Origin of the sequence: Mucilaginibacter sp. cycad4 (assembly GCF_034263275.1) — a bacterium.
Taxonomy (GTDB): domain Bacteria; phylum Bacteroidota; class Bacteroidia; order Sphingobacteriales; family Sphingobacteriaceae; genus Mucilaginibacter.
In genome coordinates, this window is the sequence record NZ_CP139559.1 from 6,404,101 (window position 1) to 6,425,394 (window position 21,294).

The 21,294-nt window shown below is 44.9% G+C and carries 15 protein-coding genes; 12 read left to right on the forward strand and 3 right to left on the reverse strand.

The features are described 5' to 3' along the window. The first annotated feature begins 4 nt into the window (after positions 1-4). From SNE26_RS26555 to SNE26_RS26610, 12 genes are all read left to right on the forward strand, one after another. Entirely contained in the window at positions 5-1,093 is a 1,089-nt protein-coding gene (locus SNE26_RS26555) for an acyltransferase (protein ID WP_321556862.1), read from the forward strand. Positions 1,094-1,276: 183 nt separating this feature from the next. Continuing rightward, complete coding sequence (locus tag SNE26_RS26560; RefSeq protein ID WP_321556863.1) at positions 1,277-1,873, forward strand: AhpC/TSA family protein; 597 nt, start codon at positions 1,277-1,279, stop codon at positions 1,871-1,873. 25 nt (positions 1,874-1,898) lie between these two features. Then, positions 1,899-4,157, forward strand: a complete 2,259-nt coding sequence (locus tag SNE26_RS26565; protein WP_321556864.1) for a response regulator — start codon at positions 1,899-1,901, stop codon at positions 4,155-4,157. Positions 4,158-4,331: 174 nt separating this feature from the next. Further along, positions 4,332-4,730, forward strand: a complete 399-nt coding sequence (locus tag SNE26_RS26570; protein ID WP_321556865.1) for a hypothetical protein — start codon at positions 4,332-4,334, stop codon at positions 4,728-4,730. Between the two features lie 192 nt (positions 4,731-4,922). Next, positions 4,923-6,281, forward strand: a complete 1,359-nt coding sequence (locus SNE26_RS26575) for a TolC family protein (protein WP_321556866.1) — start codon at positions 4,923-4,925, stop codon at positions 6,279-6,281. Positions 6,282-6,297: 16 nt separating this feature from the next. Then, entirely contained in the window at positions 6,298-9,546 is a 3,249-nt protein-coding gene (locus SNE26_RS26580) for an efflux RND transporter permease subunit (RefSeq protein ID WP_321556867.1), read from the forward strand. 4 nt (positions 9,547-9,550) lie between these two features. Next, the gene (locus SNE26_RS26585; protein ID WP_321556868.1) at positions 9,551-10,636 is read left to right on the forward strand and encodes an efflux RND transporter periplasmic adaptor subunit; all 1,086 of its coding nucleotides are present in this window, start codon (positions 9,551-9,553) and stop codon (positions 10,634-10,636) included. A 58-nt stretch (positions 10,637-10,694) separates the two neighbouring features. Further along, positions 10,695-11,030, forward strand: a complete 336-nt coding sequence (locus SNE26_RS26590) for a tRNA-binding protein (RefSeq protein ID WP_321556869.1) — start codon at positions 10,695-10,697, stop codon at positions 11,028-11,030. After that, entirely contained in the window at positions 11,031-11,504 is a 474-nt protein-coding gene (locus SNE26_RS26595) for a nucleoside deaminase (protein ID WP_321556870.1), read from the forward strand. Positions 11,505-11,695: 191 nt separating this feature from the next. Further along, on the forward strand, positions 11,696-12,307 hold the full coding sequence (locus SNE26_RS26600; protein WP_091172779.1) for a superoxide dismutase: 612 nt from the start codon (positions 11,696-11,698) through the stop codon (positions 12,305-12,307). Between the two features lie 195 nt (positions 12,308-12,502). Further along, on the forward strand, positions 12,503-13,963 hold the full coding sequence (locus SNE26_RS26605) for an amino acid permease (RefSeq protein WP_321556871.1): 1,461 nt from the start codon (positions 12,503-12,505) through the stop codon (positions 13,961-13,963). A 3-nt stretch (positions 13,964-13,966) separates the two neighbouring features. Further along, positions 13,967-14,998, forward strand: a complete 1,032-nt coding sequence (locus tag SNE26_RS26610) for a ferredoxin--NADP reductase (RefSeq protein ID WP_321556872.1) — start codon at positions 13,967-13,969, stop codon at positions 14,996-14,998. A gap of 139 nt (positions 14,999-15,137) precedes the next feature. On the opposite strand, the gene SNE26_RS26615 is transcribed toward SNE26_RS26610, so the two are convergent. From SNE26_RS26615 to SNE26_RS26625, 3 genes are all read right to left on the reverse strand, one after another. Continuing rightward, entirely contained in the window at positions 15,138-16,304 is a 1,167-nt protein-coding gene (locus SNE26_RS26615) for a PepSY-associated TM helix domain-containing protein (protein WP_321556873.1), read from the reverse strand. Between the two features lie 3 nt (positions 16,305-16,307). Continuing rightward, positions 16,308-18,758 (reverse strand): TonB-dependent receptor, encoded by a 2,451-nt coding sequence (locus tag SNE26_RS26620; RefSeq protein ID WP_321556874.1) that lies wholly within the window; start codon positions 18,756-18,758, stop codon positions 16,308-16,310. A gap of 92 nt (positions 18,759-18,850) precedes the next feature. Then, positions 18,851-21,271 (reverse strand): TonB-dependent receptor, encoded by a 2,421-nt coding sequence (locus SNE26_RS26625; RefSeq protein WP_321556875.1) that lies wholly within the window; start codon positions 21,269-21,271, stop codon positions 18,851-18,853. Between the last annotated feature and the right edge of the window lie 23 nt (positions 21,272-21,294).

Genomic DNA, 21,294 nt, shown 5'->3' on the forward strand with positions numbered 1-21,294 from the left:
GCGCATGGAAAAACTAAATCCCGGCATCCTTAAAACCAAACAACATTTTGAAATTCTTGACGGCCTGCGGGGCGTAGCAGCTATAGCAGTTGTTACTTTCCATTTTATGGAGATTGCTTATCCCGACTATAGTAAGGATTTTATAGGTCACGGTTTTTTGGCGGTTGATTTTTTCTTTTGCCTGTCGGGCTTTGTAATCGGCTATGCTTATGACGACAGGATCGGCAAAATAGGTATAAAAGAATTTTTCAAATCGAGGTTGATCAGGTTGCACCCGCTTGTTGTTTTTGGCTCGGTATTGGGCTTGTTAGGGTTTATATTTGATCCGTTTAATACCCAGCCCATTGCTCGTAGCGCGGGCAGTATATTCCTTTTATTTTTTAGCTCGATATTAATGATCCCTAACGCTACCATGACCGAGCGATATTTCAACTTATTTGGCTTCAATGCCCCGGCGTGGTCATTGTTTTGGGAATATGTGGCCAATATTGTTTATGCGCTTGTGCTTTACCGTTTTGCCCGGCGTTATTTGATAATACTTGTTATACTTTCGGCGATAGCGATTTGCTGCGTAGCCGGTAGTTCGGGTAATTTAATGGGCGGCTGGAGCGGCGACACTTTTTGGGATGGAGGTGTGCGGATAGCGTATTCTTTTACTGCTGGTTTGCTGGTTTACCGTTATAACCTGATTATCAAAAACAAGATTGGTTTTATTGGTCTTTCGGTTTTATTAATGCTGGCTTTCCTGATGCCGTTTTCATCATGGAACTGGCTTGCCGAGCCTATTGTGGTTATTATTTATTTCCCATTGCTGGTGGCATTGGGGGCAGGTGCTGTTCTTAATAACGGCTTACACAAAATATGTGTTTTTTCGGGCAATATTTCTTACCCCTTATACATGACGCATTACTTTGTGATGTGGATGTTTGGTAGTTACTATGCAGCGAATAAACCCGATGCTGCTCACCTGGCGTATATCATTATACCTGGATTAATTGTACTGGTAACGTTTGCTTACCTGGTTATGGTAGTGTACGATATCCCATTACGCCGTTACCTAACCGAAAGAAGAAAAAAACAGGCTGCTAAATAAACTGCATGGCCTATTCGTTAGTTTAATTAAAGATTAAGGAAGGGTTTAGCCTACGGTTAAATTAAAACCTGTATGTTTAAAATGCCGAAAAAGTGTTGTTTGTACACTAAAAATAATTATTTTTACAAGTGGTTTTGTGCTGATTTCCAGTTGTTCTGTTGAAGTATGCCAACCTTTGGTACAATGAAAAAAACGTTAGTTGTTGGTTGGCTTGTGATACTTTTAATCGCTGTTGGCGCTTTATTTTGGTATAATGAGCTGCAATACCAGTTGCCAACTCCTGTACCCAAAAACTATAAAGCAGTAAAGCAGGGCACGGTTGTATCCATCAATCCAAAGCACTACCAGGATCACAGCAAACCGCTGTTCCTGCACTTTTTCAACCCGGATTGCCCCTGTTCAAGGTTTAATATCAAACAGTTTAAAGCTATTGCCCAGCAATACCGCAGGCAGGTGAATTTTGCCATCGTGATCATGAGCAGCAAACATTTCACCGAAAGCGAGATCCGGGATAAGTTTGGGATGAAACTCCCTGTGATATTTGACCCATCGGTTGCTGAGGCTTGCGGGGTTTACTCAACACCCCAGGTTGCCCTTATTGATACAGGCAGCAGGTTGTACTATCGCGGCAATTATAACGTAAGCCGTTATTGTACCGATGAAAAAACAAGCTTTGCCAAAGTGGCTATTAATGGTTTACTAAACGACAATACATGCCTGACATTTAATAAGCTTGCATTAACCTCATACGGCTGTCGACTGCCCGACTGTCATAATTAATATTACCCCCTAAATATCAATCATAGTGACCGCAGACATAGCTCAAAACATTAATTTTCAAACCGAGATCAAAGACCGCTCAGACAGGTTGATGGATTATTTCCTGCCTTTACATTTTGTAGTTGGTTTAGCACTGGCCTGTTTTTATGATACCTGGCTTATAGCCTTTGGCGTTGGCGGCCTTTGCCTGCTGGCATACTATACCGCTAAAATAGCCTTGCCTAATTCTTCTTTATACCAATACGTGCTGGCATCTGTACTGGGCATTTTTATGGCTCAGTATATTTACCAGATGCACGGCTTGTTTGAGATGCACTTTTTTGCTTTTATTTCGAGTGCGCTGCTTATCACCTACCAAAACTGGAGGCTACAATTGCCATTGCTTTTAGTTGTTATTGTACACCATGCTGTTTTCAGCTATCTGCAGGATATTGGTTATGGCAGCATATTTTTCACCCAGCTCAATTACTTTGATCTTCAAACATTTATTATACATGTATTGCTTACCGGGGTTATCATGTTCATATGCGGGCTTTGGGCCTACCAGTTGCGCAAGTATAATGAACTTAGGATAGTGCAAACCCTGCAAATGGCCGATCTGCAGCGGGAAGCCCAGCTATCGCTTGAACGTAAACATAATGAAGAGGTTTTGGCAGCCGCAAACCAGGAACTGAACTACTCGAACCAGGAACTTCAAAAGGCACGCCTGGCGGCCGATCAGGCTAACCAGGAAAAAAGTATTTTCCTGGCTACCATGAGCCACGAAATCCGTACGCCTATGAACGGGGTTATCGGGATGTCGGCTTTGTTGAACGAAACTGAGCTCAATGATGAGCAGCGTATGTTTAACGAAACCATTATCAGCTGCGGCGAAACGCTCATCCATGTGATCAATAACATTCTTGATTTTTCAAAGATAGAAGCAGGCAGTCTTGACCTTGAACAGGATGATTTTAACCTGAGACAGTGTATTGAAGATGTGATGGATATGTTTGCAGTTAAAGGCGGACAAATGGGGCTCGACCTGGTTTATGAAATTGCGGAAGATATATCACCAGGCATCATCGGCGACCCGCTGCGACTTAAGCAAGTACTTATCAACCTGGTAAGCAACGCTATAAAATTTACGGAGAAAGGCGAAGTAGGCATTAAGGTTAGATGTGTTGATAAACAGCCCGATGGTTTGCTGAAATTACGGTTTGACGTTTGGGATACAGGTATAGGCATCCCGCAGGATAAGCTGCACCGCCTGTTCAGGGCATTTTCACAGGTCGATTCCTCCACTACACGTAAATATGGGGGTACCGGTTTAGGTTTGGCCATTTGCCAAAAGCTTGTTGCACTAATGGGCGGCAGCATAGGTGTCGAAAGTGAACCCGGTGCCGGTACAAAGTTTTTCTTTACTATAAACGCCTATCCCGGCGAGATTTCCCACCAGCAGCCTGCAAGTTTTGATCTTGAGGAGCTGCGCGGCAAAAAAATACTTATAGTTGATGATAACCACACCAACCTGTCAATCCTAAATCGCCAGTTTGAAAACTGGAACCTTAGATCGGTACCAGCCGAGTCTGCGGCCGAGGCTTTGGTGATCCTGCAAAAAAATAAAGACATTGACCTGGTTATTACCGACATGAACATGCCTGTAATGGATGGGGTTATGCTGGCCCGCATCATCAGGGAAGGGTACAGCCACCTTCCTATTATATTGCTAAGTTCGGTTGGCGAAGAATTTATAAAAGATCAGCGAACGCTGTTTACCTCTGTTATGAGCAAGCCGATAAAACAACAAGTGCTGGGCAAACAGGTTTTTATGGCACTCAGGAATAAACCGGTCCAAACCGATGATAAACAAATAAAGAGCAAACTTTCGGTTGATTTTAGTGATAAATATCCCTTCAATATCCTTATTGCCGAAGATAACGAGGTTAATCAGCACGTTATTAAGCACATTTTAAATAAAATGGGTTATAAGCCGGGTATGGCCAAAAACGGGCTCGAAGCGATAGAGGCCCTGTACCAAAACGAGTATGAGCTTATTTTAATGGATATGCAGATGCCCGTTATGGATGGGCTTGAAGCTACCCGCGTAATCCGTAAAGAAAACATTAAGCAACCTGTTATTATTGCGCTAACAGCCAATGCCATGGCCGGCGATGAACAGGATTGCCTGCAGGCCGGTATGAATGATTACCTGAGCAAGCCTGTAAAACTTGATGAGCTGATGAATAAGCTTTCGAAATGGTATACTGTGGCTAATAACAAAACTATAGCTCGTCAGGGTTAATGTATTGGCTATTGCTGCCCGGGTTTGTTTAAAACGCAGAGTGTAGGGAAGGTTTTTGTCTTCCCAATATCTGTACTTGGCACCTTTTTCATGATTGTATTGAGAAGATAAATGCAACAATACTTTTGCAAAACAAATAGGTTATTTTTTTCATTTTTGTACAGCACAAGTAATATGTTGAATAAGCGAAATACCGAGTTTTTAAAATCGTTGCGGATATTATCGGTAATGACGTTTTATTTGCTTATCGCGAGCAGTCATGTTTTTTTCCTCCCCCGCTTAACGCAACTGGCCTGTACACGTTCAACAGGATTTAATTCGGTTTTTAAACGCAAGATGGAGAACCTGCACAACAGCTTCAGCGAATCAAGCTATGTTCAAAGACCGGACAAATCAACCCTTGAAGAAAAGAAGTCCGTTACCGATCTGATCAGTGCTGTTGTGGGCAGCTTTATACTGCTGTTTTTTGCATTGCAGCTATGGAAATTGAATCCGAAGCCATTTTTTCGATCCTTCGGGTTTAAGCCCCATTATCAATATACTTATCTTTCTCTTCGCACTTTCCGTATTTGATCTGACCATCCGGAGGTACTCTGCCTTCGATGCTTTACCGATCATTTTTTCAATTAATTATCCATCGTTTACCGGTATTTTTTGCAGTACTTACTGATCTGTATTTACGATCAGTTTGTGCAGGCATTTCCCGGTAGGCATATTCCGGAAAATCAAGATATGCGAATTTCAAAGAAGTTCTGCTGCCTGTTAATGGGCCTGCTAATAACAGCCTGTGGTTACGCGCAGCAGCAAAATAACACACCGGTTAGTTTAAAAGCCCTGCTCAACAGCGTAAACAGAAACGCACCTGCATTACTAACCGATTCGGCAGCGACAGCGATTAAGCAAGCCCAGGCAACCGAAACCCGGAGCGGCTGGCTCCCCAACCTTAAATTAAATTACCAGGCTGATTATGGTACCAACAACAACGTTGCAGGGCCATACTTTGGCTTTGGCATCATCCCATCCAACTCCAGGGGGGTACGTACCGAAAGTAATACCACCACTGTCTCAGCCAACGTCGGGGTGGTCGCGCTCGACTGGGAGATCTATAATTTTGGTGCTTATGGTGCTCAGAATAAAGTAGCCAACTCTGATATCCAGGTACAGCAAAACCAGTTTGCCGATTCCAAATATCAGTTGCAGGCCTATGCCATAGGCAATTACCTGCTCCTGATGAAACTGGAAAACTTCCTCAATATCCAGGCGCAAAATATAAAACGCAACCAGGAGATCCGCCGGTCGGTACAGTCGCTCGCCAAAAGCGGGGTAAGGGCAGGCGTTGATACCAGCATAGCCGAGGCCGAGCTGTCAAAAGCCCGTTTAAATTATATTGAGCTTAACAACCAGGTGAAGCAGGTCCAGTTACAGCTTTCGGCTGTCAGCGGTTTACCGTATCAGACGATAATACCCGATACCGCCGCCGAAACAAATCTTATCAACACCGCAACCGCCCTGGAGCCTTTGGCTATCGATACTATTAACCACCCGTTGATCAATTATTATAAATCGGTATATCAAAACAGCTTACAGCGTGAAACACTGGTTAAAAAAAGCTACAATCCTAAAATATTACTGGAAGGCGCCGTTTGGGGCAGGGGATCGAGTGTTGATGCGAACGATCATTTTAACAGCCTCAGCAGCGGCTGGGGTTTCGACAGGAATAACTACCTCGTAGGTATAGGCATTTCTTACAACCTGTTCGATCTGCGCCGCAAGCAACTGAAACTAAGAACGCAGCGTGCCAATACAGATTATACGCTCCGGAAGCTGGACGAGCAAAAGCAATTGCTGGCCATTAGCGCAGATCGGGCGGGCGTGGAGCTCCAAACGGCCCGGGAGCGCCTGGTTGAGATCCCCCATCAGCTTAAAGCGGCTTCCGATGGGTACCGGCAAAAGCTGTCATTATACAAAAACGGCTTAACCGATATCATTGAACTTAACGCTGCACTCAATATCCTTTACCGCGCCGAAACTGATTATGTACAGGCCAGGTATGCCTATTCAAATGCCCTGTTCCAGCAGGCTGTTACCAGCAACCAGGTAAATACTGTATTAAACCTTTTTTAATAATTTAATTATGTCAATGGTCACATCAGCACTAAAAAAGCCTGTCACTACTGTAGTGATAACCTTTAGCCTGCTCATATTTGCAGTGCTTAGTGCAATAAATATTCCTATAGATATCTTCCCGCAGCTAAACCTGCCTACTATATATGTTATAGAATCGTACGGGGGGATGTCTCCGCAGCAAATGGAGGGTTTCTTTTCCACCCGTTTGCAAGATCAGTTTTTATATGTTAACGGTGTAAAAAACATTACCAGTAAAAATATACAGGGCTTAACCATGCTTAAGCTTAGTTTTTATGAAAGCACCAATATGGCTGAAGCACAGGCGCAGGTTGCCCTACAGGTTAACCGGGCTATGAAGTTTTTTCCGCCAGGTGCCTTACCGCCGCAAGTGGTAAGATTTGATGCATCATCATTACCTGTAGGGCAAATGGTGCTATCGGCCCCATCGCGCAGCCTTAAGGAAATTTACGATTTGGCAGCCACCAAAGTAAGGCCGATGTTTGCTTCAGTACCGGGGCTTTCGGCGCCGCCGCCGTTTGGCGCCAATTCAAGGTCGATCACTGTAAACGTCGACCCTAATAAATTACGCAGTTACGGCATCACGGCCGATGAGGTGGTAGGCGCACTGGCCAACTTCAACGTGATGTCGCCATCAGGTAACCTTCGGTTGGGCAACACCATGTTTGTTACCACCATTAATACGCTTATTAAACAACCCGACCAATTTGGCGATATCCCGGTGATAACCAAAAACGGGGTGCCTGTTTTGGTAAAAGACATTGCCCACGTTGCCGATGCCAGCGATGTTACGGTGGATTACGCATTAATAAACGGGAAGCGTTCCGTTTACATCCCGGTGGTAAAAACCGCCGATGCCAGTACCTGGAGTGTGGTACAGGCGCTAAAAAGTAAGATCCCTGAAATACAAAGCCTTTTGCCCGATGATGTGAAGATCTCGTATGAGTTTGACCAATCCATCTTCGTGATAAACGCGGTAAAAAGCCTGATAACCGAAGGTGGTTTAGGTGCTATACTCACCGGTTTGATGGTGCTGCTGTTTCTTGGCGACTGGCGCAGCAGTTTAATTGTGGTGATCACCATCCCGGTATCTATATTATTAGGGGTATTGCTGCTGGGCCTGTTTGGTCAAACCATCAACATTATGACACTGAGCGGGCTGGCCCTCGCCATCGGGATCCTGGTCGATCAGGCAACAGTAACCATCGAAAATATTCACCAGCACCTGGAGATGGGCAAAAACAAGGCACAGGCTATTTATGATGCCTGCCAGGAGATTTCGTTCCCGTTGTTGCTCATTCTGCTTTGTATCCTTGCCGTATTTGCGCCGTCGTTTATGATGAACGGTGTGCCAAAGGCAATGTTTTTGCCTCTGTCGCTGTCCATTGGTTTAACTATGATCGTATCGTACATCATAGCGCAAACGCTGGTGCCTATTTTATCAAACTGGCTTATCAAGGCCGAAACCTATCAGCATTATGAGCATGGGAAATTGCATGCCCATGCCGGCGAAGCTTTAGACCGGCCGGAAGAAGGACAGGTAAACCACCACCTGCAGCAGGAGCAGAAACATCCCGAAAAGAACGACCTGTTTGAACGGGTAAAAATGCGTTTTATGCGAATCATTGAAAGCTGGATGCCCAGGAAAAAACTGATAGTGCCCGTATACCTTGTGGTTGTTTTGGGATTGGCCGGGGCCTGCTTTGTTTTTATCGGGAAGGATATGATGCCGAAGCTCAACAACGGCCAGTTCCAGATCAGGATCAAAGAACCCGATGGTACAAGGCTTGAGCGCACTGAAGGTAAGCTGAAACAGGTACTGCAAATTATCGACAGCACGGTAAACCATCACGTAGCCATTACATCGGGCTATGTGGGGATAGTGCCCAGCAGCTACGGTACCAGTAACCTTTATGTATTTAATACCGGTACTCATGAGGCTGTTTTACAGGTTAACCTTGATGAGGATTACCACATCAACATGGATGACCTGAAAGATGCCCTGCGCAAAAATATCGCCTCCCGTATCCCCGGGTTGCGTATCACCTTTGAACCTATCGATATGACGGAGAAGATCATGAGCCAGGGCGCATCTACACCTATCGAAATAAGGGTAGCTGGTAAGGATATGGCGCAGATAGAAGGCTACTCGAACAAAGTTTTGGCCGGCCTTAAAAAGATCAGCTACCTGCGGGATGTGCAGATTAACCAGCCTTTAAAATTCCCGGTGGTGGCAATAACGCTGGACAGGTTGAAAGCCGCCCAGTTGGGCCTGGATATTAAAGATATTGCCCGCTCGGTTACGGCAAGTACCTCATCAAGCCGCTTTACCGAAAAAAATCAATGGCTGGATGAAAAATCTGCCTACACCTACCAGGTGCAGGTACAGATCCCCGAGTACGTCATGAATACCATGGATGAGTTGAAGGAGATCCCGCTGGTAAGGGGGCAAAGCACACCGGTACTGGGCGATATTGCCAGCTTCAAGGTTAACTATGTACCTGGCGAATATGACCGCGCCGGCCCGAGGCGTTTTTTAACTGTAAGCGCTAATATTTATAAAAAGGATTTGGGTACGGCTACTGCTGCTGTACAGCAAGCCATTAAATCAGCTGGTACTCCTCCCAAAGGTTTGCTGGCCGAAATTAAGGGGATGTCGAGCCTGCTAACAGAAACTTTGGATAGCCTGCAAAACGGCTTATTGTTTGCCATCCTGGTGATCTTTTTGTTGCTGGCTGCTAATTATCAGTCGTTTAAACTATCGCTCACAGTACTTTCAACTGTGCCGGCGGTAATATTGGGTTCGCTGACCGCTTTGTTACTCACCGGCTCTACACTTAACCTGCAAAGTTATATGGGGATGATCATGTCTACCGGTGTGTCGGTAGCTAACGCCATCCTGATCGTAACCAATGCCGAAACATTAAGGCTCGATTATAAGGACTCGACGAGGGCGGCTATTACCAGCGCGTCTATCAGGTTAAGACCTATCCTCATGACCAGTTTGGCTATGATGGCAGGCATGGTCCCCATGGCATCGGGCATGGGCGAAGCCGGCGAGCAAACAGCTCCTTTGGGCCGCGCGGTGATAGGCGGCTTATTTGCCTCAACATTAGCTGCCCTGTTTATACTACCGCAGGTATTTGCCTGGGTGCAGCAAAAAACCACTTATGATTCACCATCCTTAATGAAGGATGTAAATGTTAATGGACCTCAACAACAACTTGAAACCTTCAACAGTTAATATTATGAAACTAAAATATATCATACTGCTAAGCAGTATCAGCTTAATGGCCGCTTGTGCGGGCAGCCAAAAACCGGTGGATCTCACAGCATCCAAATCCACCCAAAAAACAAAGGAATACGAAACCGGCACCGTGGCCGAAAAAGCGTTGTCAAGCGAGGTCAGGCTGCCGGGGCAGTTGAAACCTTATAACGAGGTGAACCTGTTTCCTAAAATAAATGGTTTCGTAAAAACCGTTTTTGTCGACCGCGGTACACTCGTAAAAAAGGGGCAGCTGCTTATCACGCTTGAAGCGCCCGAAATGGAATCTCAACTCCAGGCTGCCGATTCGCGCTATCTGCAGGCCCGCGAAAACGCCGTTGCCAGCAAGGAAAAATACCAGCGTTTGAAAGAAGCAGCCAAAGAGCCGGGTTCGGTTTCGCCGCTTGAGCTGGATAACGCACTGGCAAAAATGAAGGCCGACGAAGCTATGGCCCGTTCGGAAAGCTCCAATGTAGCATCGGTGCGTACCATGCAGGATTATCTTAACATCCGTGCACCGTTTGACGGCATGATCATACAGCGTAATGTTTCGCCGGGTGCTTTGGTGGCGCCCGGTAAAGGCACAGACCAGCCCATGCTGATATTGCAGGATACCCGTAAATTACGTTTGGAAGTATATATCCCTGAAGATTATGTGGACAAGGTTGATCTGAAACAGCATGTTAAATTCGTATTTAACGCCATGCCGGGTACCGAACAAACTGCCAGGATCAGCCGGTCGGCCAATGCGTTGGGCAGCATGCGTTCTGAAGCTATTGAGATAGATGTGCAAAACCATCAAAACACATTAAAGCCAGGTATGTATGCCGAAGTGAAAATCCCAATGCTTTCGGGCGCAAAGTCATTGTTAGTGCCAAATAATGCCATTATCCGTTCTACCGAAAGGGAGTATGTAATTGCGGTAAAAGATGGTAAAGCAGCCTTAACGGATATAAAGGAAGGGTTATCGAGACATGACTCAACCGAGATATTTGGGAACCTGAAGGCCAATGATACTATTCTTAAAAATGCCAGTGATGAGGTGAAGGAGGGGGCGAATATTAATTGACAGCTTAAGGGTAGCTTTTGGAGAAGAGAGAGAGGCATATTTTTTTACCTTTGCCCCTATGGAAACCATCACCTGGCATGATTTTGAAAAAGTAGAACTGCGCGTAGGTACTGTACTGGAAGCGGCAGATTTTCCCGAAGCCCGTAAGCCGGCCTTTAAAGTGAGGGTTGATTTTGGTGAGTTCGGCATCCGGTGGTCAAGCGCACAAATCACGAAGCATTATACCAAAGAAGAATTGGTTGGCCGGCAGATTGTAGGCGTGGTTAACTTTCCTAAAAAGCAGATCGCCAATTTTATGTCGGAGTTTCTGGTTACCGGTTTCGCCGATGAGAACGGAGACATTGTATTAACCGCTGTTGAAAAGCCTGTGCCAAACGGCAGCAAACTTATTTAAATGAGATATATCAGTTTCGAGGATGAGGCCTCTATATCGCCCGATGAATATTTCATGGGCGAAGCACTAAAAGAAGCCCGTTACGCATTGGAGGAAGATGAAATCCCGATCGGGGCAATCGTGGTTTACAATGGCCGCATTATAGGCAAAGGGCACAATCTTACCGAACGGCTTAACGATGTATCGGCCCATGCAGAAATGCAGGCCCTTACCGCAGCCGCCAATTTAATTGGGGGTAAATACCTTCAAGGCTGTACGCTGTACGTTACTATGGAGCCCTGTGTAATGTGTGCAGGGGCTTCTTACTGGTTCCAGGTAAGCAAGATCGTTTTTGGGGCTTATGATAACAAACTCGGATTCGGCCGCATCAACCAAAAAATAACCCATCCCAAAACAGTGATCACCGGCGGTATCCGCGAAGCCGAATGCAGCCAGCTGGTGAAGGATTTTTTTAAAAGTAAGCGGAAGAAGTAGGGTAATTGATAGTTCATGGATCATAGTTCATAGCAGAAGGAGTAATACTTGATGGAAAATTGCTATGATCCATGAACTATTAACTATGACCTAAAGAAAACATGACAATTATTTAGAACAAAAACTTCAATCAACGCTTATATTTGTTACGTCACAACAAACAGTAAACTTTAAAATAAACAACTAAAATTATGGCATTTACCCTACCGGCGTTATCCTACGCTACTGATGCTCTGGAACCGCACATTGATAAACTGACCATGGAAATTCACCATGGCAAACACCACCAGGCTTATGTTACCAACTTGAACAAAGCTTTGGAAGGTAAGCCCGAGGCTGAAAGCAATATCGACGATATCATTAAAAATATCTCTAAATTCCCTGCTGCTGTACGTAACAATGGCGGTGGCCACTACAACCATACTTTGTTCTGGACTTTGTTATCACCCAACGGCGGCGGCGAACCTACAGGTGCTTTAGCTGATGCTATTAAAAGCACTTTCGGTTCATTTGCCGATTTCAAAACCAAAGTATCTGAAGCTGGTGCAACCCGTTTTGGTTCTGGCTGGGCATGGTTAATTGTTACTGCCGATAAAAAATTAGCTGTAACTTCAACCCCTAACCAGGATAACCCATTAATGGATATCGCTGAAGTTAAAGGTACCCCAATTTTAGGTATCGACGTTTGGGAGCATGCTTACTACCTGAAATACCAAAACCGCCGCCCTGATTACTTAGCGGCTATCTGGAACGTGATCAACTGGAACCACGTTGCCGAGCTTTACGCAAAAGCAACTGCTTAATATTATTTAAGCTTATAAATTTGAAGCGGCAGGATCTGATGGTCCTGCCGCTTTTTTTATTCCAAAAAACTGCCTCCGCCCGGCCGGAGCCGAGCGGAGGCTTAAGAGGTATTTATTACGCTCTTATTTTACCTCCTAATTATATACCTCTAACCTATCCCGTCAATAATCTACTAACTTTGTGGACTTTATATCATGATCAAAAAGCCCATAGAAACCCTGCTCCGCGAATCAAAGGAGGAAGGGGAACATTCATTAAAACGCTCGCTTGGACCGATTAATCTTATTTTAATTGGGATAGGCATCATTATCGGGGCCGGTTTATTTTCGTTAACCGGTATCGCGGCTGGCCAGCATTCAGGGCCTGCGGTAACTATTTCTTTTTTAATTGCTGCTGTTGGCTGTGCTTTTGCTGCCCTTTGCTATGCCGAGTTTTCGGCCATGATTCCCGTTGCGGGTAGTGCGTATACCTACTCGTACGCTACCATGGGCGAGCTTTTCGCCTGGATCATAGGCTGGGACCTTGCGCTTGAATATGCCGTAGGTGCGGCAACGGTGGCCATCAGCTGGTCGCAGTACCTTACTAAGTTTTTATCCTGGTTTGATCTGTACCTGCCCCCGCAGCTTACGCTTTCGCCGTTTGAAACTGCCAAAACAGCGAATGGTGATATCATTAACGGGATCATTAATTTGCCTGCCGCCTTAATTGTGATTTTGGTTACCAGCATCATTATCCGGGGTACAAAAGGTTCGGCATTGGTTAATGCTATCATTGTAACCTTAAAAGTTGGGGTGGTAATTGTATTTATAGCCGTGGGCTGGTCGTTCATTAACCCACAAAACTATCATCCTTACATTCCGCAAAATACAGGTGTTTGGGGTGATTACGGCTGGTCGGGCATATTGAGAGGCGCAGGGCTGGTGTTTTTTGTGTTTATTGGTTTTGATGCTGTATCAACCGCAGCACAGGAGGCTAAGAACCCGCAACGTAATATGCCCATCGGGATCATAGGTTCGCTGCTGATCTGTACGGTACTCTTTATTGTATTTGCGCACGTAATGACCGGCATGGCTAACTATAAGGAATTTATAGGTTCGGGTGCTCCGGTTGCCATCGCTATTGAAAAAACGCATTACCAGTGGTTGAGTAAAGCTATTGTACTGGCTATTTTAATAGGTTATACCTCGGTGATTTTGGTCGACCTGTTAGGCCAATCACGTGTGTTTTTCTCTATGTCGAAAGATGGTTTGCTGCCGAAGATTTTTTCTGAAGTGCATCCCAAATTTCGCACACCATGGAAATCAAATATCATGCTTTGCGCTTTTATAGCCCTCTTTGCTGCCTTTGTACCGATACGCGTGGTTGGAGAAATGACCAGCATTGGTACCCTGCTTGCATTTGTTATGGTTTGTGCCGGCGTACTCATTTTACGTAAGCAGCAGCCCGATATTCACCGGCCGTTTAAAACACCCCTTGTGCCATTGGTGCCGGTGTTGGGGATCCTGACCTGTTTTGCCATGATGACATTTTTACCCGGCGATACCTGGCTGCGTTTGGTCATATGGCTTGCAATTGGTTTGGTTATCTACTATACTTACGGCAAAAAGAACAGCGTTATCCGCAGAATGCTTGCGGATAAGCAACAGCGCTACTAATAGATGACTGAAGATATTTTAAAACTAAAAGTTGAACGCATAAAATGGGAAACTCCTGATACTGCTACATTTTATTTGAGTAGTATTGATGGTAATCTTATCCCGTATATAGCGGGCCAGTTTATTACCCTGATATTTAATCACAGGCAGGAAGAGATCAGGCGCTCTTATTCGTTAAGTTCATCGCCCGATGAACGGTACCTGGCAATAACTATTAAGCGCATCACTAATGGAGAGATCTCACGCTTTATGCTCTCCAAAATAAAAGAAGGCGATGTGTTGAGTGCCCTTGCTCCGGCGGGTCGTTTTACAATCAATAGCTATCAGCAGGAAAAAGATATTTTTTTATTTGCCGGTGGAAGTGGCATTACCCCCATTTTTTCGCAATTAAAATATGTGCTTGGCAAGAAAGGTAAAAGCAGGCTGGTACTCATCTATAGTAACCAAAATGCTGCTTCCATTTTATTTAAGGACGAGCTGGATAAACTGGCAGCTGATCATCCCGAAAGGTTAACCATTATTCATCTGTTAAGCAGTGAGGCTAACCGTCTTAATACCGATAAGGTTGAGAAGCTGGTTAAACAGCATACACACTTTAATTTAGCTGATGCTGAATTTTACTTATGCGGCCCGTTTGCATACATGCGCATGATCCGGTTTGACCTGGTGTATATGGGGATTGATCAGGCAAAAATCCGCCGCGAAAATTTTGTACTTGAAACTGTTGCCGTAACAAGCGGTCACACCAGTTTTCCACCCAAAAACATCAAAATACAATACCGGGGCGAGCTGCATGATATTGTGGTAGGCGAAAATCAATCCATACTACAAGCTGCTTTGCAGAACAATATCCCTTTACCTTATAGCTGCCGTGGTGGTGTATGCTCAACCTGTATGATGAAATGTACCGGCGGTAAAGTTGAAATGGTAAAGAATGATGTGCTTACCGATGCTGATCTTGCCCAGGGCTGGATCCTGACCTGTACCGGGCACCCGTTGGATGATGGGGTGGTGGTAAGCCCCCCGGCCCCCTAAAGGGGGAGTTTTGCGGATTTCTCTTAAAGCGTCATTGCTGGGTACGAAGCAATCCCCTGACTTTACAGAGCCAACCTGTACAGCCGCTCTGCTATTTGGGGATTGCTTCGTACCCAGCAATGACGTGTGAAAGAGGAAGCTACTTAGCCGGTAAATGCTGCCTTACCGTGCGCCGGTGCACTACCGATTTTACCTTTTTTGATTTGGATTTTTTGCGTTTACCCAGCCAGATGATAAAGCCGGTGACGGGTAAACTGGCGCAAATGAGGCTGGCCAGAAAAGCGATGATCTTGCCTGGTAAACCCAAAATCTGCCCTACGTGAATATCATAGTTCATGTTATTCATTTTCATACCGGCACTTTTTTGCTCATGCGCGGTACGGTTCAATAATTTGCCTGTGTATTTATCAAAGGAATAGCTATCACTTTTATAGTAGTGCAGGGCTTGCGCGTATGCGGTTACACCTATGGCACCGGCTTTAGCAGCATCGTCATAAATCAAAAACATTTCGGCTTTTGGCGAACTTGCTTTTGCTGCTAAATATGCTTTGTTGATAACCTGCGTAGTATCCATCTTGCCGTTCAACAACGAATCAGACTTGAAAACTACTTTTTCTTCGGGATGGGCTTTGCCCAAATTAGCAGCATAGTAAATGCCTTCACGCATCCAGTCAAAAGAGATTGACAGACCTGTTATGGCTAATATGATAGCTACACTGGTGGCATAAAAGCCCAAAACATTATGCAAATCGTAATTTACCCTGCGCCAGCGGCCGTTCCATTTAATAGTGAAGCTGCGTTTACGGTCGCTTTTACGTTTAGGCCACCAGAGTATAATGCCGGTAATCATCAGCACCACAAAAACAATTACCGAAATACCTACCACCATACTGCCTATGTTGGCGGGTAATAGCAGGTACAAGTGAATGTATTCAACAATGACGAAGAAATTTGAAGTTGGGCTTTCTGTATGAGTGATCTTGCCAGTATATGGGTTTTGGTAAACAAAAAGGAGACCTTCTTTTTTATCGGTTACCAATACACCGGCGGGGCGACCGATACCGTAATAGTAAACATAACTGGCGGTAGCGCCTTTGCGGCCTTTCAGCGCTTCGGCTTTAAGGATTGAAGGTGCTATATATGGCTTGTTTTGTATTTCGACTTTACGGTAGCCATGTACGGCATCCTGGATCTCGTCCTGGAAGCAAAAGATACAACCGGTGATACTCACTATAAACACCACAAGCCCGGATATAAATCCGAGCCAGCGATGTATGAATAGGAGTGTTTTTTTAAAAGGTGTCATTCACTAAAATCTGTAAGCTATACTTAAACGAAAGTTACGCGGTGCATCTGCCTGCCAGTAATAAGCTTTCAGGTATGAATAGTATGAGCCGCTGTAAGTGTATTTATTTAAAACGTTAAATACGTTGCCGGCTATCCGCATTTTTGAGCCTTCCCAAAATAAACCGCTGTCCATTTTAAAATAGTTTGGCAATTTTTCCAGGCCAACACTCCAGGTATCTGTTTGGCGGCCGGCATAATAGCTTCCGCCCAAAGATAGGCCGGCGCCTTTTAGTGCGCCGCTGCTTAATTTATAGCTTAGCCAGGCATTGGCAACATGTTTTACGTAGCCCGGAACTACGTCACCTACTTTAATGGTATTATCCGGAGACGCGGCCAGGTCAGGATTTACCTTGCTTACTTTCGAATCGGTGTATGCATAGTTTGCTGTAAGGTTTAAACCGGGTGCAATTTCTCCGCGGAGGTCAAACTCTAAACCCTGAGATTTTTTTTGACCAAATATGATAGTCAAACCTGAGTTTGGTGCAGTATTAGGGTCGGCAGTTAATTCGTTGTTTCTTAATATGCGGTATACCGAAAGCGTGGTGTTCCATTTGCCGCCCGCCCAATCTCTTTTAATACCAAACTCGGTATTGGTACCGGTTAGCGGTTGTAATTTACCAACCGAAACCTTACCTGCCTGCGGCAAAAATGTTTGGTCGCGCAAGCCATAAACCGAAGTATTATCATCGATAGATACGCTCAAGCCTATACGCGGGCTAAAATGTTTCGCTTCTTCGGGCGTGTTAAAGTCTGACATTTGCACATAAGTATAACGGCCCGCTAATGTTAATCTGACTTTATTGTCAAAAAAACCAAGTTCATCCTGTAAATACAGGCTGGAATAACGTGTATTGATCAAGCCATACCCTGCAGCCGCACGTGCTTCGAGGTTTAACGAGCGATCAAACGTAGGGTAACCGTTAGACGGGTTATCGCGTGTTGGCACACCCTCCTGATAGGGATCAAATGGTGTACCAACATCAAGAGATTTTGTCTGGGCATAATCGGCAATATATTTTTTATCGCCCATATCAACCCCGGCCAAAATATTATGTACAACATTACCGGTAATTACCTTGCCATTTAAAAATGCCTGGGCTAATGACATGGTGCTTTTTGCTTCCCAGATCCCGGCGTTACGGTAATAAGAACCATCAGCATTTACAGAATCGGCCCACATAGAAGTTCCCAATTGCGAATAATTGTACCGGGCGGCCTGCGCGGTCAGCTTCCAGTTGTCGCTTAGCTGATGTGTAAGGTTCAATGTGAAGCTGTGATCGTTGATATTAGTTGGGGGCAGGCCTGCAGGTAACTGGGTGAAATTTTGTGGTAAAACGGCATAGCCTTTCGGGCTGAATACATAATATGAACCAACGTCAGAGGTATGCGCGCGCTGGTAAATATACTCGGCCGTAAGCTTGGTTTTATCGTCAAGCTGGTATGAAACTACAGGCGCAATAACATAGCGGTCATTAAACTCATTAGCACGGAACGAGTTTTTGTTTTGCGCAGATAAATCCAGGCGATACAGGAATTTTCCATCCTTACTTAATTTACCGTCAAGGTCAAGCGTTGCGCGGTTTAAATTAAAGCTGCCGGTGGTAAAGCTGATTTCGCCTTTTGTTTCGCCGGTAGGCTTTTTGGTAACAACGTTGTATAAACCGCTTGGGTCCCCGTTGCTCAGCATAAAGCCGGCCGGTCCTTTTACAAATTCGATATGATCTACAAAGCTCATATCCTCGGTAAGCGGGCCCCAATATGAGCTTACTACGTTAAAGCCGTTCCTGAAAGCCTGGATCTGCGACCCCCGCATGGTAATGTTGGTATACAAATCGCCCCAGTGCTCTAACCTTACAGCACCACTCACGTTACGGATCAAACCATCGCTCATGCTGGTCACCTGCTGATCTGTCAGTACCTTTGATGTAACCACCTGGATATTTTGCGAAACCTGCAATAAAGGCTCATTGAGCCTCAGACTTGGCGACGGCGAATCAATCTTATATTTCTGTTTACGGTCCGAAATTAATACCTCGCCAATCTGGTTAGCATTTTCGCGAAGCATAAAGTTTACGGTTGCGCGCTGGCCATCGGCCAGTTCAATTGTTTTTTCTTCGGGAGCAAGACCAACAAATGTTGCCTTGATGGTATAGTTACCCGGCTTTACTTTATTGAAGGTAAACCTTCCGCTTTCGTTGGTAACAGTACCCATTTTTACCCCTGTGCCTGTAAGGCTTACCGTAACTCCGGGAACGGTTTGGCCATCGGCAGTGGTAATAGTACCGGTTATGCTACCGGGTTTAACGTCGGCCAGGGCAGGGCCGGTATTGAAAAGTAATAAAGCTACCATCAATGCAAGGAGTGGTAGTTTACATAGTGGTAGTTTACATAAGGCGTGTAAAGGTTTTGACATTGTGTTTGGGGTTTTATATGATTGATGTAGGGCGGGCGTTTAAATCAGGTACGCGGGGTTACGTACCTGATTTTTTTATTTTAAGCTTTGTGTTAAAATTTATAAGTAGCGCTCAATGCAAAACTTCTTAGTTTTTGCGGGTTCATGGTACCGTAACCAATCCAGTATTTTTGGTTGGTAAAGTTGTCGAGCTTGGCGCCAAACCTGTACCTGTTGGTATCATAAAATGCTGATGCATTAAGTATGGTATACGATGGCAGGGTGAATACACCTAAAGTGTGGCTGTTGATAACCTTGTTGTCGCTGGCGTAGTTGCCGCCAACACCAAAGCCTAAACCTTTAACGGCTCCCTGCTGAATTTTATAGCTTGCCCAGAAATTAGCCTGGTAAGGTGAACCCGCAGTAGCCGGGCGAAGGCCTTCAATAGTTGCGTCGGCAGTTTTGGTAAGCTTTGAATTGTTGTAAGTAAAACCTGCGGTTAAGTTTAATCCTGGTACCGGGTTCGCAATTACTTCGGCCTCAAAACCTTTGCTGAATTGGGTGCCGTCCTGTACAGAAAGTGCCGGGTTTACAGTAGATGGGCGTACGATATCTTTTACCTTGATATCATAGTAGCTTACAGTGCTGCTTAGTTTGCCATCAAAAAGATCAAGTTTTACACCGCCTTCAATTTGATTGGCCTGCTCGGGTTTAAGCGGTTTGTTGTTTTCGGTGGTACCTGTTTGGTTGTTGAAGCTATTCTGATAGTTGGCAAATAACGATACGTGATCTTTTACCGGCTGGTAAACAAGGCCAAACTTTGGAGAGAACGCGGTTTGTTTATAAGCGCCGGAGGTTTTTTGCGAAACAGGGTCATAGTTGCCTTTATTATCAAACCTATCTACGCGTAAGCCTGCCGATGCCATTAACTGATCGGTAATGTTAAACACATCTGATACGTAGGCGCTGTAGGTGTTACGTTTATACATGGCCGGATAGGTAAAACCTATGTTGCCTGCTGCATACATGGCGTCCAGCGCGGCACCGTTAAAATTGCCATAGTTATAATTCCCCGTTACGGATACGGTATCAAGTGTGCTGCCATAGAAGTACTGTTTTGAGTTTTCCCTGAAGAAATCCAAACCGCCAACAAACCTGTTCCGGAACTTGCCAATTTTAAAATCGCCGTTAAAGTTTTGCTGAATTTCAAACATGTCGTCCTTGCTGTTGCGGGTAGCCTGGTCGTTTCGTGAAATCATATCGCCCGGTAACAGATAATAGTAAAGACCATGACCGTCTGAATAACTATGTGTATAGCTCAGGTTAGTGCGTGAAGTCCAGGCATCAGAGATCTTGTATTTTACTTCGCCGTAGAAGTTCCTGTTTTGAGATATCTGGGTAAGGCCATCACCATGGTAGCTTTGCCTGTAATCAATATTTGATTTATCGGCACTGCTGAAACCCATCTGTTCAACTGTTTGTCCGTATGGGAAAAAGAAGATGGTTTTACCTACGTTTTTACCGTAAGATAGTTCCGCATCGGCACTGATGGTTAACCTGTCATTGGCTTTGTAAACGATGCTTGGATCGATAACCACATTGCGTGAAAAGCCGTTGTTTTGAAAGCTGCCGTCGTGGTTAAAGGCCGTATTTAAACGGAAAAGTAATTTTTTATCTTTATCAAGCGGTGTGTTGATGTCGGCACTACCCCGGTAAAAACCAAAGTTACCGCCGGACAGGCTCACCTCACCACCAAAGGTGTCGTAAGGTTTTTTGGTTACGCGATTGATCAACCCGCCATAAGATGTTAAGGCATTACCAAATAAAGTACCCGATGGGCCCTTGATAACTTCTATCCTTTCAATGTTTGCGGCATCAACGCTGTTGGTAACTTTACCTGCAATGCCGTTACGCATAGAGCTTTGCACTATGAAACCACGGCTGTTAAAGTAAGCGCCGCCATCACCGCCACGGCCGGTAGCATCCCACATTTTTTGTAATCCGGGAGCATTCCTTAACGCGTCATCTACAGAAAAAATTAATTGTTCCTGTATCAGCTGGCTGCTAACGGTATTATATACCTGCGGATTTTCGAGATTAGCCAAAGGCATTTTAGCCACGTCCTCGCTGCGGGTGCGTTTAAATTTATTGGTTTTGTTTGCATTGATATTTACTTCCTGCAAACCATGAATGGTATTATCAACAGTTATGGTTTGCAGGTTGGTTGTTTGGCCCGCCGTTACGGTTACAGCTTTTTCCTGGCCTTTTGCACCAACTCCGGATATTACAAGTGTATAGTTCCCTGGCAACGCCTTAATTTCAAATAAACCGTTTTCGTCGGTTATGGCACCAAACTTGGTATTTTTAAGTGTTACCGAAACATTTTCGGCCGGCTCATTTTTACCGGTGATAACTTTACCTTTAAGAACGCCCCTTGTTTGCTGCGCAATGACAGGGATGGTGTTGATAAGTAGCAGGATTGCTAAAATTGAAAGAGAAAAGATCTTTTGAAAAGATGGTTGGGGTTGATCCATTTTATTTAGACTAAATATAAATA

Bases quoted from the DNA above. Each gene is read 5' to 3' on its own strand.
- SNE26_RS26555 (WP_321556862.1), top strand. From the start codon at position 5: ATGGAAAAACTAAATCCCGGCATCCTTAAAACCAAACAACATTTTGAA.
- SNE26_RS26560 (WP_321556863.1), top strand. From the start codon at position 1,277: ATGAAAAAAACGTTAGTTGTTGGTTGGCTTGTGATACTTTTAATCGCT.
- SNE26_RS26570 (WP_321556865.1), top strand. From the start codon at position 4,332: ATGTTGAATAAGCGAAATACCGAGTTTTTAAAATCGTTGCGGATATTA.
- SNE26_RS26575 (WP_321556866.1), top strand. From the start codon at position 4,923: ATGGGCCTGCTAATAACAGCCTGTGGTTACGCGCAGCAGCAAAATAAC.
- SNE26_RS26580 (WP_321556867.1), top strand. From the start codon at position 6,298: ATGGTCACATCAGCACTAAAAAAGCCTGTCACTACTGTAGTGATAACC.
- SNE26_RS26585 (WP_321556868.1), top strand. From the start codon at position 9,551: ATGAAACTAAAATATATCATACTGCTAAGCAGTATCAGCTTAATGGCC.
- SNE26_RS26590 (WP_321556869.1), top strand. From the start codon at position 10,695: ATGGAAACCATCACCTGGCATGATTTTGAAAAAGTAGAACTGCGCGTA.
- SNE26_RS26595 (WP_321556870.1), top strand. From the start codon at position 11,031: ATGAGATATATCAGTTTCGAGGATGAGGCCTCTATATCGCCCGATGAA.
- SNE26_RS26600 (WP_091172779.1), top strand. From the start codon at position 11,696: ATGGCATTTACCCTACCGGCGTTATCCTACGCTACTGATGCTCTGGAA.
- SNE26_RS26605 (WP_321556871.1), top strand. From the start codon at position 12,503: ATGATCAAAAAGCCCATAGAAACCCTGCTCCGCGAATCAAAGGAGGAA.
- SNE26_RS26610 (WP_321556872.1), top strand. From the start codon at position 13,967: ATGACTGAAGATATTTTAAAACTAAAAGTTGAACGCATAAAATGGGAA.
- SNE26_RS26615 (WP_321556873.1), bottom strand. From the start codon at position 16,304: ATGACACCTTTTAAAAAAACACTCCTATTCATACATCGCTGGCTCGGA.
- SNE26_RS26620 (WP_321556874.1), bottom strand. From the start codon at position 18,758: ATGTCAAAACCTTTACACGCCTTATGTAAACTACCACTATGTAAACTA.
- SNE26_RS26625 (WP_321556875.1), bottom strand. From the start codon at position 21,271: ATGGATCAACCCCAACCATCTTTTCAAAAGATCTTTTCTCTTTCAATT.